Source organism: Lelliottia sp. 489 (assembly GCF_050435885.1).
Taxonomy (GTDB): Bacteria; Pseudomonadota; Gammaproteobacteria; order Enterobacterales; family Enterobacteriaceae; genus Enterobacter; species Enterobacter nimipressuralis.
This window is the reverse complement of record NZ_JBNDLC010000001.1, coordinates 678,515-693,309: the sequence shown is the minus strand read 5'-3', so window position 1 is coordinate 693,309 and position 14,795 is coordinate 678,515. Positions and strand designations below refer to the sequence as shown.

General features: G+C 53.5%; 12 protein-coding genes and 1 pseudogene. 4 read left to right on the top strand and 9 right to left on the bottom strand.

The window, feature by feature from the left end; translation table 11 throughout:
• Positions 1-15: 15 nt before the first annotated feature.
• Positions 16-2,145: a putative bifunctional diguanylate cyclase/phosphodiesterase gene (locus tag ABIE11_RS03455; RefSeq protein WP_429183992.1), complete on the bottom strand. Its 2,130-nt coding sequence runs from the start codon at positions 2,143-2,145 to the stop codon at positions 16-18.
• 453 nt (positions 2,146-2,598) lie between these two features.
• Between ABIE11_RS03455 and ABIE11_RS03450 the strand changes: the two genes are divergently transcribed.
• Positions 2,599-3,753, top strand: coding sequence for a methyl-accepting chemotaxis protein (locus ABIE11_RS03450; RefSeq protein ID WP_371972507.1), 1,155 nt, complete (start codon positions 2,599-2,601; stop codon positions 3,751-3,753).
• A 27-nt stretch (positions 3,754-3,780) separates the two neighbouring features.
• Here ABIE11_RS03450 and ABIE11_RS03445 read toward each other — a convergent pair whose 3' ends face one another.
• On the bottom strand, positions 3,781-4,902 hold the full coding sequence (locus tag ABIE11_RS03445) for a membrane-associated sensor domain-containing protein (RefSeq protein WP_429183991.1): 1,122 nt from the start codon (positions 4,900-4,902) through the stop codon (positions 3,781-3,783).
• A gap of 201 nt (positions 4,903-5,103) precedes the next feature.
• Here ABIE11_RS03445 and zntB point away from each other — a divergent pair, with 201 nt between their 5' ends.
• The 3 genes from zntB to dbpA all read left to right on the top strand — a co-directional run bounded on the left by zntB (position 5,104) and on the right by dbpA (position 7,937).
• Positions 5,104-6,087 carry a zinc transporter ZntB gene (gene zntB / locus ABIE11_RS03440; RefSeq protein ID WP_100780017.1) on the top strand — a complete coding sequence of 328 codons (984 nt, stop codon included), beginning with the start codon at positions 5,104-5,106 and terminating at the stop codon, positions 6,085-6,087.
• Between the two features lie 265 nt (positions 6,088-6,352).
• A complete protein-coding gene (locus ABIE11_RS03435; RefSeq protein ID WP_157809239.1) occupies positions 6,353-6,505 on the top strand; it encodes a hypothetical protein in 153 nt (50 codons plus the stop codon).
• A gap of 58 nt (positions 6,506-6,563) precedes the next feature.
• A complete protein-coding gene (gene dbpA / locus ABIE11_RS03430; RefSeq protein WP_429183990.1) occupies positions 6,564-7,937 on the top strand; it encodes an ATP-dependent RNA helicase DbpA in 1,374 nt (457 codons plus the stop codon).
• A gap of 45 nt (positions 7,938-7,982) precedes the next feature.
• On the opposite strand, the gene ttcA is transcribed toward dbpA, so the two are convergent.
• The 7 genes and pseudogenes from ttcA to nifJ form a co-directional block, all read right to left on the bottom strand.
• Positions 7,983-8,918: a tRNA 2-thiocytidine(32) synthetase TtcA gene (gene ttcA / locus ABIE11_RS03425; protein ID WP_100780019.1), complete on the bottom strand. Its 936-nt coding sequence runs from the start codon at positions 8,916-8,918 to the stop codon at positions 7,983-7,985.
• Positions 8,919-8,967: 49 nt separating this feature from the next.
• A pseudogene (locus tag ABIE11_RS03420) lies at positions 8,968-9,183 on the bottom strand (tyrosine-type recombinase/integrase); the annotation flags it as partial.
• Positions 9,184-9,319: 136 nt separating this feature from the next.
• Positions 9,320-9,796, bottom strand: a complete 477-nt coding sequence (locus tag ABIE11_RS03415) for a ferritin-like domain-containing protein (RefSeq protein ID WP_100780020.1) — start codon at positions 9,794-9,796, stop codon at positions 9,320-9,322.
• Positions 9,797-10,200: 404 nt separating this feature from the next.
• A complete protein-coding gene (locus tag ABIE11_RS03410; protein ID WP_312154048.1) occupies positions 10,201-10,470 on the bottom strand; it encodes a hypothetical protein in 270 nt (89 codons plus the stop codon).
• A 127-nt stretch (positions 10,471-10,597) separates the two neighbouring features.
• Complete coding sequence (locus tag ABIE11_RS03405; RefSeq protein ID WP_256469542.1) at positions 10,598-10,723, bottom strand: hypothetical protein; 126 nt, start codon at positions 10,721-10,723, stop codon at positions 10,598-10,600.
• 34 nt (positions 10,724-10,757) lie between these two features.
• Positions 10,758-10,970, bottom strand: coding sequence for a KTSC domain-containing protein (locus ABIE11_RS03400; protein WP_100780022.1), 213 nt, complete (start codon positions 10,968-10,970; stop codon positions 10,758-10,760).
• Between the two features lie 286 nt (positions 10,971-11,256).
• Complete coding sequence (nifJ, locus tag ABIE11_RS03395) at positions 11,257-14,781, bottom strand: pyruvate:ferredoxin (flavodoxin) oxidoreductase (protein ID WP_429183989.1); 3,525 nt, start codon at positions 14,779-14,781, stop codon at positions 11,257-11,259.
• Between the last annotated feature and the right edge of the window lie 14 nt (positions 14,782-14,795).

Sequence of the window (14,795 nt, the reverse complement as noted above, 5' to 3'; positions counted from 1 at the left end):
CTCCACTTCATCACATCAGGCATGATTTTTTTGTGAATGAAGTGGGGGTTCTATTTGATTTTTACCAATTGGAATAATTTGTTTGTCAGATTTATTCTGTAATACCAGCCACGGCACCTGTTCTGCAGGAAGCGGGCGGGAAAAATAATAGCCCTGCAGATAATCACATCCCAGATTTGCCAGCATTTGCTGCTGCTGTTGGGTTTCAATACCTTCAGCGACCACCACCATATCCATGGTCCGGGCAACGTGGATAATGGTTTCGACAATCTTTTTGCTTTTATCGTTTTCCCGCATGCTATCAATAAAACTTTTATCTATTTTAAGTTCTTTGGCCGGAAGCACATTCAGCATCAGCAGGTTAGAGTATCCGGTGCCAAAGTCGTCGATGGAAACGGTAAAACCGGCGTGGTTAAACATATCTAATAATTCAATACTGCGTTCCAGGTTTTTCAGGGCCGTGCTTTCAGTGACTTCGAGGATCAGTCGTGAAGGTTCGAGATTGTATTTCTGCATGGTGCCGGAAATGACCTCGAATATATCCTGTTGCTCAAACTGAATAGGGGACAAATTAAACGACAGCGTCCACTGGCTGAATCCCTGTTCCGTCCAGAAGCGCAGTTGTCTGCAGGCCTGATCAATGGCCCACACCCCCACCGGAATGATTAATCCTGTTTTTTCCAGCGATGGCAGGAATACGTTCGGCAGCAGAACACCCTGTTCAGGATGGTGCCAGCGCAACAAGGCTTCAAAGCCGTGGATCTCATTCACTGCGGCGTGGTAGGTGGGCTGATACCAAAGCTCAAACTGCTCGCGCTCCAGCGCCTGGGTGAGATCCTGCAGGAAAGACGGCTCTGCTGAGATGCTTTTCGACATCTCCGGGCGATAAATCGCCCAGCCGTTGCGCCCTTCCTGTTTAATGTGATGCATCGCGGCATCGGCTTTAAACTTCAGTTCGTGGAGGGTTTCACCGTGCTGAGGATAAAGGCTCACGCCAAGGCTTAAGGTGATATTCAGCGCGTGGCCGCCAATGGCGAAAGGGCGGCGAATATCGTCGAGCAGGGTCGTGGAGAGTTCGGTAATTTTCTCGTCATCGCAGTCGGGCAGCAGCAGGATAAACTCATCGCCGCCGAGCCTGGCGAGACTCATTCCCGGCGTCAGTCGGGCGGTAATGCGCTGCGCGACGCTTACCAGCAGCTCATCGCCTACCTGATGCCCCCAGGCGTCGTTCACCAGTTTGAAATGGTCAATATCCAGAAACATCACCGCAAACTGTTTTTTATTCAGCAGTGAGCCGTGCAGGCAATCCTGCAGGCTGAGATCCATCTGCGTGCGGTTGGCTAGCCCGGTAAGAGCGTCAAAGCGTGCTTTACGCTCCAACTGGGTGTTGAGCTGGCGCAGGTTTTCCGTCAGGCGATGAGTGCGAAAATGGGAGTCCACCAGCGAGATAATCAGCATGATACCCAGTAGCACGAGCGTAGTGGTGGAGACCCAAATCGACAGCCCTAACTCGCTCACTCCGCCCAGCATCATGTGCGCGGCGTGCTGAAAATTGGCTGCGCTCATTCCCGTGTAATGCATCGCGCAAATGGCAACGCCCATCACCACGGCCGCGGCGACGCGGTTGATAAACACGCCTTTGTGCCGACGGCGCAGGTGAAAGGCAAGCCAGAGGGCGGCACCCGAGGCGACAATGGCGATCGCGACGGAGATCGTCACGAGGGTCATGTTCCAGCGAATGTCATCACTTAGCATCAGCGCCGCCATCCCGGTGTAGTGCATGGCCACGACGCCTGCGCTAAGGATCAGCGTGGAAAACAACCAGCGAAAAAAGGAGAGAGAATCACCCGGAACGGCAATATTAATGGCGCTGGTGGCCGCGACAATGGCGATGCCCAGTGAGCCGACGGTAAGCCAGACGTGATAGCTCATGTCGATCGGCATTTTCATCGACAGCATACCGATGAAATGCATTGACCAGATACCTATCCCCAGCGTGACGCCCCCGGCCATGCGCCACCAGAGAGCGGCTTTGCGGCTGGCACCCGATATTTTTCCGGCGCTGTCGAGCGCCACAAATGAAGCGATAAACGCCACCAGGAATGAGATGGCAATGAGAACGGGGTCCCAGGACACATCGAGCATTATGCAATCCCACGCTAAAAAGTCGTTATTGAGTTCATCCGGTGCGTGACTCATCACCGCCGTGGCTTACTCTAACTAATTCCAAGATTAGTTGCTTATCAAAAATCAACAACAAACGCGTTATTTTTACGTGCAGGAACGCATCAAAGATATATTCTCTCATTAATGACTTAAGTAGCGCTACATGATTTTAATCAGCAGTAGCATTCGCTCTTAATAAACATTGCGTTAATATTTAATCATCTGTTTGCTAACTATTGTTGTCACAAAGAAAATAGGGGTGAAAAGAATAAAACGCCCATGATTGATGTTAAGCCGATTCTACGTGCTGACTTAAGGTAAATTTACGGTATCCGAAGGTGAATAATAAATGCCACTTAAAATGTGGTGGAAAAAGAAAATGCGAATGCTATAACCAATATACCTCCTCCGACTTGTTGTATGGGATCAATTATGCTTAGAAATATTAGCGTAAGAACCTTTATTATATATTTTCTGCTGGTCGTGCTTTTAATCATTGATGGTTTAGTTTGGACTTTATCGGAAAGTACAACGCTTTTTATCGCAGTAAATATTATTAATGTGCTTGCGGTCATGTTGCTGTGGTCCTACATGACAAAATATCTTGTGACGCCGATCAACACCGTGAAAAAAAGTATCGAAGAGGTCACCTCAGGCAATCTTGCCGTTTCTATCCCCGAGTTTGGCAACAACTGTGCAGGGCGTTTAATTCCTGGGATCAACAGCTTATCCAGTAACATCGCCACGCTGGTGCGGGAAATACGCGCCTCGTCGCAAACCGCGATGACCCTCTCAGAACAACTCTCCTCACGCAGCGCGGAATTGTCGGTGAAGACAGAGCAGCAATCCGCTTCACTTATTCAGACCGCTGCCAGCATGGAGCAGATGGCGGCCAGCACCCGTAACAACGCCGATAACACCCGTCTTGCCAGCGAGCGTGCGAACCACGCGACGGTGCAGGCGCGCAAAGGTGGCGAGCTGATGGGGCAGGTGGCAAATAATATGCAGTCGATTACGGAATGCGCGCAGCAAATGACCGAGATCATCTCTCTGATCGACGGCATCGCGTTCCAGACCAATATTCTGGCGCTGAACGCGGCGGTCGAGGCGGCAAGGGCTGGCGATCACGGCAAAGGTTTCTCCGTGGTCGCCGGTGAAGTGCGTAATCTTGCCCATCGCAGTGCAGAAGCGGCGAAAAGCATTAAGTCGCTGATCGACGTGACGAGCAATAACGTGACGCAGGGCGTGACGGTGGTCGCGGAAGCCGAGAAAAATATGCACGAAATCGTTAACGGTTCCGGGCATGTCAGCAAACTGATGGATGAGATTTCGGCGAGTACGTCTGAACAGGAAAAAGGGATTTCGCAAATCACGCAGGCGCTGTCTGAGCTGGAGCGTGTGACGCAAAGCAACGTGGCGATGGTGGATGAACTGTCAGGCTCCTCCGATGTGCTGAAAAACCAGGTGATTGAACTTCAGACGCGCACCCGGAATTTCAGGCTGGAGGGCGGCTCGCAACCTGACTGGCAGGAGAGTGTGCGCCAGGAGCACAGCGCCTTTCCCCGCCACGCAGAACACTCATACTGACTGAAAAAAAGCCTGGTTCGCCAGGCTTTATACTTTGTAGCGGTTTCGTCCTGCCTGTTTCGCCTGATACAGCGCTTTGTCCGCCCTCGCTATCAGTTCCCGCGCGGTCACGCCGGGTTGCCATAACGCCAGCCCCTGGCTCACCGTCACGCGGTCGCTGACGGGAGAACCCGCGTGAGGAATATTCTGCGCCTGAAGCACCGCCGCAATATTCTGTGCAGCCGACTGTAACGCCTGCGAGTCCGCATCGGGCAGCAGCAAAACAAACTCCTCGCCACCAAAACGCCCGACAATGCCGCTTGAGGTCAGCGCGGCGGATTCCAGCGCCCTGGCGATGGCCATCAGACACAGGTCGCCTTTTTGATGCCCGTAATAATCGTTATAAAGTTTAAAGTGATCGACATCGAGCATGATCAGCCCAAAGCTGTTTCCATCCTGCTGATGGCGCAGGATGGCCTGATCCATCTGCGCTTCAAATGACCGACGGTTCGCAATCCCGGTCAGCGGGTCGTTGTTGGCCAGCAGGCCCAGGCGTTGAATCAAATCCGCATTTTCCTGCTCGCGGCGCAGGGCGAGCAGAAACCAGCTGTTGAGAATACGTCGGCCTGATTCAATCAGTCCCGCCAGCAAAATCCACTGCAATCCATTCATGACCGTCAGGCCATTGCGGTAAAAAAGTGAGGTGACAAGAATCGTCAGCCAGACCGGCAGAATAAAGCTCAGCAGGACTTTGGGATCAAAGTAGAGTGAGATCAGCGCGGTAAACAGCAGTAATGCGGCAGAGGGGAAGATGATGCGCAGATCGTTGCTGACGATCAGGACAAAGAAACAGCCCGCCCAGCACAGACTGAGGGCCACCACGGTCCACTTTGCTAACGTACCGAGCCACTGTGCGTTTTGCAGGGGTGCCATCCGCATGATGAATAACACGGCGGCGGAGAGGGTCAGGTCGGCCACCATCATGGTTTCCAGCACTGCCGCAGGGTGGTGGAAAAGGACCTCTGACTCGAAGGCGGAGAAATAGTTACGCCCCAGGATGAAAGAGGAGAACAACATATTTACCCACAGGAACCATGTCACACTGGTTTTAATGGCAATGGTCCGCATTTCTGCAAGACGAACATCGAAGGCCGCACAGGGCTTTTTCATCGTCACACTCGTAAAAGATACATTTAAAAACAAAATGGCAGCATTTCTGTAACTCTACTGTTTTGCATCTTTCTGTCCAGTGGTTAGAGTAGGAAAAGGGTTAATTCATGAGCAAATTCAGCGCTATGCTGTCGGTAGATGTTGAATAACCTTTCGGGAAGGCTAGACTGACGATGTTCATGACAAAAAGGGGGAGTCACTGTGGAAGGCATTAAGGGATCGGACGTTAATGTTCCGGATGCGGTATTTGCGTGGCTGCTGGACGGTAAAGGCGGGGCGCGACCCCTTGAAGATGACGATATTATCGACAGCGAGCACCCCTGCTGGTTGCATCTGAACTACACCCATCCGGACAGTGCGCAGTGGCTGTCATCGACGCCGCTGCTGCCAAACAGCGTGCGCGATGCGCTGGCCGGTGAGAGCCTGCGACCGCGCGTCAGCCGTCTCGGGGAGGGCACGCTGATTACGCTGCGCTGCATTAATGGCAGCACCGACGAGCGCCCGGATCAGCTGGTCGCCATGCGTCTTTATATGGATGAACGTCTGATTGTCTCCACCCGTCAGCGCAAAGTGCTGGCGCTGGATGATGTGGTCAACGATCTGAAAGAGGGGACCGGGCCGGTCGACTGCGGCGCGTGGCTGGTCGATGCCTGCGATGCGCTGACGGATCACGCCAGTGAATTTATCGAAGAGCTGCACGACAAAATTATCGATCTCGAAGATAACTTGCTCGATCAGCAAATTCCGCCTCGCGGTTATCTTGCTCTGCTGCGTAAACAGCTCATTGTGATGCGTCGCTACATGACCCCGCAGCGTGATGTCTACGCGCGGCTCGCCAGCGAACGTCTGCCGTGGATGAATGACGATCAGCGACGTCGTATGCAGGATATCGCCGATCGGCTCGGGCGCGGGCTGGATGAGATCGACTCCTGTATTGCGCGAACGGCGGTAATGACCGATGAAATCGCAACGGTGATGCAAGAGTCACTTTCGCGCCGGACGTACACCATGTCGTTAATGGCGATGGTCTTTTTACCCAGCACGTTTTTGACCGGGCTATTTGGTGTGAATCTCGGGGGTATACCGGGCGGGGCATACCGGTTCGGCTTTTCCGCTTTTTGCATCATGTTAGTTGTTTTGATTGGTGGTGTTGCGTGGTGGTTGCATCGCAGTAAATGGCTGTAAATTTACATATTTTCAGGCTTCAAAACGCGTTTTTGTTTGAGCGAAGTCAATAAACGGCTACCCCGTTCGGTGCAGTATTACTCCCGCAGGTGAATGCAACGTCAAGCGATGGGCGTTGCGCTCCATATTGTCTTACTTCCTTTTTTGAATTACTGCATAGCACATATTGATTCGTACGACGCCGACTAAATTAGTCGGCTTTTTTTTGCCTCCAGAATCTCAGCGTCTACCCTAAAAGGGTCACCCCGATAAACTGGAGGGAAACATGAGCTATCTGCTTTCACTGCTTTACACGCAACTGTCGGTACCTGACTCGATACCCATCGATCCGGTGCCTGTCCCCGATCCGATTCCCCGTCCGCAGCCAATGCCCGACCCGCCGCCGGATGAAGAACCGATTAAATTGTCGCATCGGTAGCGCAGATCTGCGAGGATACGCGCCAACTGACTGTGATTTTTTACCTTGAGAGTACATTGTGACCGCTTTTTCTACGCTGAACGTTCTGCCTGCCGCCCAACTCGACAATCTTACCGAGTTGGGATATCTCTCGATGACCCCTGTACAAGCTGCCGCGCTTCCGGCGATTCTGGAAGGACGAGACGTTCGCGTGCAGGCTAAAACCGGCAGTGGAAAAACGGCCGCCTTTGGCCTGGGATTGCTCCAGCAGATTGATGCGGGCCTGTTCCAGACGCAGTCCCTGGTGCTCTGTCCGACGCGCGAGCTGGCGGATCAGGTGGCAGGGGAGTTACGTCGTCTGGCGCGCTTCCTGCCTAACACCAAAATTCTGACCCTCTGCGGTGGCCAGCCGTTCGGTGCGCAGCGCGACTCGCTGCAACATCCGCCGCACATTATTGTCGCCACGCCTGGCCGTCTGCTCGATCACCTGCAAAAAGGCACCGTTTCGCTGGATGCCCTGCAAACGCTGGTGATGGATGAAGCGGATCGCATGCTGGATATGGGCTTTACCGATGCCATCAATGAAGTGATTCGTTTTGCGCCCGCGACGCGCCAGACGCTGCTGTTTTCCGCGACCTGGCCAGAAGCGATTGCGGCAATCAGCGGACGGGTGCAGAACAACCCGGCTACCATTGAAATCGACGCGGTGGATGCGCTGCCGTCCATCGAGCAGCAGTTCTACGAAACCTCGCAAAACGGCAAGATTCCGCTGCTGCAAAAGCTGCTGAGCAAACATCAGCCGGCCTCCTGCGTGGTGTTCTGTAATACGAAGAAAGATTGCCAGGCCGTCTGTGACGCGCTTGCAGAGGCGGGGCAGAGTGCGCTCGCCCTGCATGGCGATCTGGAACAGCGCGACCGCGATCAGACGCTGGTGCGTTTCGCCAACGGCAGCGCACGCGTGCTGGTGGCAACGGACGTGGCAGCGCGCGGCCTAGACATCAAATCCCTGGAGCTGGTGGTTAACTACGAGCTGGCGTGGGACCCGGAAGTTCACGTTCACCGTATTGGTCGTACAGCGCGAGCGGGCAACAGCGGTCTGGCGATCAGCCTGTGCGCACCAGAAGAGGCGCAGCGCGCCAACATTCTGTCTGAAATGCTGCAGCTGAAACTCAACTGGATGCCTGCTTTGGGCAGCATCAGTATCACGCCACTGGCCGCTGAAATGGCGACTCTGTGCATCGACGGCGGCAAAAAAGCCAAAATGCGTCCCGGGGATGTTTTAGGCGCGCTGACCGGGGATATCGGACTCGAGGGTGCGGATATCGGCAAAATTGTGGTGCATCCGGCACATGTCTATGTAGCGGTGCGTCAGAAAGTGGCGAATAAAGCATGGAAACAGCTGCAGGGCGGGAAGATTAAAGGCAAAACCTGTAAGGTGCGTTTGCTGAAATAAGGCACAAAGAAAAGCGTCTCAGAGAGTCTCTGAGACGCCAGAGTATTACTTCACTTCCAGAACGTTCAGTCGCATTTCATCCAACTGAGACTCATCTTCTTCCGGCTGCCAGCCCGCAGGCTGCATCGGGATCTCTTCGCGGTCGAACGCCAGATCGCCACCGTTCACCACTTCCGCGCCGTGCTTAATGCCTTTGAAATCGAACAGTTCAGTATCACACAGGTGAGAAGGCACAACGTTTTGCATCGCGCTGAACATGGTCTCAATGCGGCCCGGATAACGTTTATCCCAGTCGCGCAGCATATCGCCAATCACCTGACGCTGCAGGTTCGGCTGGGAGCCGCACAGGTTACAAGGGATGATCGGGTATTCACGCGCCTGCGCAAAACGTTCGATATCTTTTTCACGGCAGTAGGCCAGCGGGCGAATGACGATGTGTTTTCCGTCGTCGCTCATCAGCTTCGGCGGCATCCCTTTCATTTTGCCGCCGTAGAACATGTTCAGGAACAGGGTCTGCAGGATATCGTCGCGGTGATGGCCGAGTGCGATTTTCGTCGCGCCCAGTTCGGTGGCGGTGCGATACAGAATACCGCGGCGCAGACGGGAACACAGGGAGCAGGTGGTTTTCCCTTCCGGGATCTTTTCTTTGACGATGCCGTAGGTATTCTCTTCGACAATCTTATATTCGACGCCCTGTTGCTCAAGGTATTCCGGCAGGATGTGTTCCGGGAAGCCAGGCTGTTTCTGGTCCAGATTGACCGCCACCAGGGAAAAGTTCACCGGTGCGCTTTGCTGCAGATTGCGCAGGATCTCCAGCATCGTGTAGCTGTCTTTACCGCCTGACAGGCAGACCATAATGCGGTCGCCTTCTTCAATCATGTTGAAGTCTGCAATGGCTTCACCGACGTTGCGGCGCAGACGCTTTTGCAGTTTGTTCAGGTTGTATTGCTCTTTCTTATTAACTGATTGATTATCTTGCATTTATACTTTACTCAAATATCAAATGGGGCACCAGTGGGACAAAACCATTTTAACGCGCCAGCGTCATGAGGCGCATTTCGACCTGCTCGCTGTTCACTACTTCTATCCATGAAGCATAGATTTCATACACCCTCTGCGCATTTTCGTGCCCCATCTGATTGGCAATAGAAGACGGGTTAGCGCCTGCTGATAGCAACCAGCATGCGAAAGTGTGCCGTGTATGGTACGGATTGCGGCGACGAATGCCAGCACGTTTTGCAGCAGAAGCTCATCGCGCCCCGATACGGCCCGTGAGGAGTGGGGTTTCTGAGTACCAGGCCATACCAAACCTCAGGCCAAAAAAAGGCCTGCAGGCGTGCTCAATGCACGGCGGCAGGCCGATTATTTACCAACAAACGAATTTAGGGCTGCTGATCAGCAATCACCGTCAATTTTTCGTCAGTGGCTTTCTCTTCCTTGAGGGTTTCTTCCAGCAGCCTTGCCGCATCTTTGTATCCCAGCTTTTTAGCAAGAGCATGCAGTGTGCCGTAAGTGGCAATTTCATAGTGTTCCACTTTTTGGGCGGCGCCAATCAGACCTGCATCGCGGACCGGCCCCGCTTCGACGGAGTCGATGATTTCCTGCGCTTCTTCTGCCAGCCCTTCAAGGGCATGGCATTTCATGCGCTTGATTCGCACACCTTCTGTGCTTTCTACCAACTGATCAAGCCGTTCAATTTGACCATGCGTTTCTTCAAGGTGCTGATTAAAAGCAGCAATCAGTTTGGGATCTGTCGCCGCCCGCGCCATTTTAGGTAACGCGCGGGTGATTTGTTTTTCTGCGCTGTAAATATCAGAAAGGTCATGAATGAATAAATCTTCGAGAGTCTTGATTGTCATTAAATACTCCTCTCACAATTCGACTTGTGAAAAAGTGATGCGCATCATTCACGCAGTCTTTAAGGGTAGCTGATATTTAGGGCAGGGGGCACATAGAAAGGATTTAGCAATAAAATGAGAAACTTCCTGGCGGAGGCGTAAATTCAAAAACAGGAGAATGTTAAATATATTATATGCTAACGTTTAAGGGGGGAAATATCTCTGATGAAATGACAGTCTCTGCCGGGATAATAAAGGCTGAATTAACAATCACTCAGAGGCTATCGACAGTGATAAATAAAACGTAAGCGCTGAAGTCACATCAATTTGCTGGATCGCGGGCATGTGTTTTTAAGGCCATCACCATGAGCAGAAGCACAATGACGGCGTTATCCCGTAAGCCTCGTAAAGCCGGGCAGCGTTGTTTACTCCACCTGGCCTGATTTTGCCAGCAGCGCTAAAACTCTCTCCGTCACCTTATCTTCATATCCTTCCTGCTCGGGATGGTTGAACTTAACCAGTGGTGCCGAGCTTCTTTCCTCCTCGTATGAAGTTGAAAGAAGGCCAGGATTGCCACTCATGTTATTAATTACCGAGGATAAAACAGTGATGGCAATCTTTGATGCGTGAAGGTCTATTTGTAGCTCATTAATTGTCTGTTCAAGGGTTTCAACGCGTTCGTTTAAGTCAGTCATTTGATCTCCTGGTTATCGAGAAGGCCGATGTTCAATTGAATGTGCGCATACACATTCAATTTTAGCCTAAGCGGAGAAAGAGACAGCCAATGACTGATATCTATTAAAACTAACAATAAAAGGCGTGTTAATCCGCATCCAGTGCCTGCAGTAATTCACTGAGATGACGCACGATATCGCCGAAATCAAAAATTAATGCCATCCACAGACAGGTTAGCAAAATCAGAGCAGCCCATGATAAGCGGGTAAGCACGGAAGAAATCCTTTCACGTGGATAGGGATAAGGCTCAGTATACGGTGATTTCCTTAAACTTCCCCTTTACGACGCCATCATAAAAGCGACCTTTTGACACGACCTGCAAAAAATCGTTATAGACACGTACCGGAACCTGCTGATACCGCAGCGTCCGACGATCGAGAAAGCGGATTTCCAGCGTGGCGCTGCGTTCATCATAGCCAATGGAGGCGATACGTGAAGACCTTACAGGATGATGGACCATGATGATTTGTCCCTTACAGCATAAAACAGGAGATTTATCATCTAACAGCAGGGGCGAGCGTGCAAGTGGGTGACGCGTAACACGGGGTGGAAAAATAATTACAGTGAATGTAATTCATTGAACTATATGAATTAAAAATTATTCTTTCCTGTTAGTTGAGGGTAAACTTTAAACCGTTATATGCCTTTATGATTCTTCATCCGTTAATGCACTGAGAGTGTTTTACTGAGCTATCATCCAGAATTGACAGGATATGCCCGGAGCTGATGCTCCGGGCTTTTTTTTATCACTCGCTGGTCGATTTCTCGCCTTTTCCTGCCATCTGCGCCAGGAAGTCATAGCGTTTTTGCAGATCGGCCGCCGCGTCCTTCCACAGTTGCTCGGCCACTTCTGGCTGCTGTGCATTGAGACGACGGAAGCGTTGCTCCTGCATCAACGTTTCTGCCAGCGCATCAGACGGTGGACGTGAGTCCAGCGCCAGCGGCAGTTTCCCTTCATCGGCACGACGCGGATCGAAGCGATACAGCGGCCAGAACCCGGTCGCCGTCAGCTGGCGCATCTGATCGTGGCTCAGCGCCAGATCGTAACCGTGCTCTTCACAAGGGCTGTAAGCGATGATCAGCGACGGCCCTGGATAGGCTTCCGCTTCCTGTATCGCTTTCACCGTCTGGTTGAGCTGCGCGCCAAGCGAAATCTGTGCGACATACACATGACCGTACATCATCATGCTGACGCCCAGGTCTTTACGCGCTTTGCGTTTACCGTGCTCACCAAACTTGGTGACGGCACCCAGCGGGGTGGCTTTGGACGCCTGACCGCCGGTGTTGGAATAACACTGAGTATCGAGCACCAGAATGTTCACGTTTTCCGTCAGGCTCAGAACATGATCCAGTCCACCAAAACCAATGTCGTATGCCCAGCCGTCACCGCCAATCAGCCAGATCGATTTTTCGACCAGCGCATCGGCGTCGGTTAACAGCTGCTGTGCACCCTCCACGCCCTGAAGATGCTGACGCAGTTCTGCCACCTGCTCGCGACGCACCTCTGGTGTGGCGTCGCTGTGCAGCGCTTCATTTAATTCAGCAGGAAGCTTATCGGCAAACTGTTCCAGCAGACGCATCACGCGGGCGCGATGCTGATCCACCGTCAGACGGAAGCCCAGCCCGAACTCGGCGTTATCTTCAAACAGAGAGTTTGCCCAAGCCGGGCCACGGCCATTGGCATCGGTGGTATACGGCGTAGAAGGCAGGTTACCGCCGTAGATAGACGAACAGCCGGTGGCGTTCGCGATCAGCATGCGGTCGCCGTACAGCTGGGTGAGCAGCTTGATGTAAGGCGTTTCGCCGCAGCCGGAGCAGGCGCCCGAGTATTCAAACAGCGGTGTAATCAGCTGGGAAGTGCGAATATCGATACGTTCGAGCTTACTGCGATCGATTTCCGGCAGGCCGAGGAAGAAGTCGTAATTCACTTTCTCTTCTTCCACGTGTTCCAGGCGCGACATCATATTGATGGCTTTGATTTCCGGATTCTGGCGATCTTTCGCCGGGCATACTTCGACGCACAGATTACAGCCTGTGCAGTCTTCCGGCGCGACCTGCAGCACGTACTTCTGCCCACGCATATCGCGGGATTTCACATCCAGCGAGTGCAGGCTGGCAGGGGCATTTTCCATCTCTTCCGGAGAAACCACTTTTGCGCGGATGGCCGAGTGTGGACAGGCTGCAACGCAATGGTTGCACTGCGTACAGAGATCTTCCTTCCAGATCGGGATCTCTTCGGCGATGTTGCGTTTTTCCCAGCGGGTGGTGCCCACCGGCCAGGTGCCGTCCGGCGGCAGGGCGGAGACGGGCAGGGCATCGCCCAGACCCGCCAGCATTGCGGCGGTCACGGTTTTAACAAAATCAGGCGCGGCGTCAGACACCACTGGTGGCCGGTTTGCACTGGCGGTATTCACCGGCTGAAGCGGGATCTCAGAAATAGATTCACGGGCCAGAGCCAGCGCTTGCCAGTTTCGCTCGACCAGATCCTGCCCTTTGCTGCTGTAGCTTTTGGCAATGGCGCCCTGCAACGCGGTCAGCGCGCTGTCGCCCGGCAGAATATCCGTCAGGTGGAAGAAGGCCATCTGCATGACGGTGTTAATGCGTGCCGCCAGGCCGCATTCACGGGCAATTTTCGCCGCGTTGACGGTAAACAGACGGGCTTGTTTCTGATTTAGCACCGCCTGCACTTCCTGCGGCAGTCGCGACCACACTTCGTCAGCATTGTACGGGGTGTTAATCAGGAAAATTCCGCCCGGTTTCAGGCGTTCGGCCATCTGATATTTGTCGATAAACTGCAGCTGGTGACAGCCAACAAAATCGGCCTGCTCAACCAGATAGGCGGAACGAATCGGTTTTTCGCTGACGCGCAGGTGCGAGACGGTCAGGCCGCCCGCCTTTTTGGAGTCGTAGACGAAATAGCCCTGGGCATACCACGGCGTGGAGTTACCGATGATTTTGATATTGTTTTTGGTGGCAGAGACGCTACCGTCACTGCCCAGACCGTAAAACAGCGCTTCCAGCTTCGACGTCGACGGCAGGGTGTTTTCTGGCAGCAGCAGTGACAGGTTAGTCACATCGTCATAAATACCGACCGTAAAGCGCGGTTTCGGTTTTCCGGCGCTCAGCTCATTAAACACTGCCAGCACGCAGTCAGGCCCGAACTCTTTCGACGACAAACCATAGCGTCCGCCGATGACGCGCGGCAACGTTTCGCGCTCACCGCTGTTGAAGGCTTCGGCCAGGGCCGTCATCACATCCAGATAGAGTGGTTCTGCATGCGCGCCCGGCTCTTTGGTGCGATCGAGTACCGCAACGGAACGGACGCTTTCCGGCAACACGGACAGCAAATGCTTCGCAGAGAAGGGACGGTACAGGCGCACTTTCAGTACACCGACCTTTTCGCCGCGTGAAAGCAGCTCGTCGACGACCTCTTCACAGGTACCAATCGCAGAGCCCATCAGCACGATAACGCGCTCGGCCTGCGGGTGGCCATAGTATTCAAACGGCTTATATTCACGCCCGGTGGCCGCCGAGAAATCACTCATCGCCTGCTCAACGTGATCGTAAACCGCGTTGTACCAGGGGTTGGTGGCTTCACGGGACTGGAAATAGGTGTCGGGGTTTGCGGAAGTGCCGCGAATAACCGGATGCTCAGGGTTCAGCGCGCGTGCGCGGTGGGCATCGATCTCGTCCTGCGGCATCAGCTCGAGAATCGTGTTGTCCGACAGCGGGACGATTTTATTGATTTCGTGAGAGGTGCGGAAACCATCGAAGAAATGAATAAACGGCACCCGGCTTTTCAGCGTCGCGATGTGGGAAATCAGCGCAAAGTCCTGGGCTTCCTGCACATTACTGGCACACAGCATGGCGCAGCCCGTCTGACGGACGGCCATCACATCCGAGTGGTCACCGAAAATCGACAGAGCATGGGTGGCAACGGTACGCGCTGCCACATGCAACACGAACGGCGTTAACTGCCCGGCGAGCTTATACAGCGTGGGGATCATCAGCAGCAGACCCTGCGATGAAGTGAACGACGTCGAGAGGGCACCTGTTTGCAGTGCGCCGTGAACCGCGCCGATAGCACCGGCTTCCGACTGCATCTCGACGACCCGGGGTACATCGCCCCAGACGTTTTTTAGCCCGTTGCCCGCCCAGGCATCAGCCTGTTCCGCCATGGTCGAACTTGGTGTAATGGGGTAGATGGCGATAACTTCGCTGGTGCGGAACGCGACGGACGCGGCCGCGCCATTACCGTCAATAGTGATCATGTGACACCCTTACA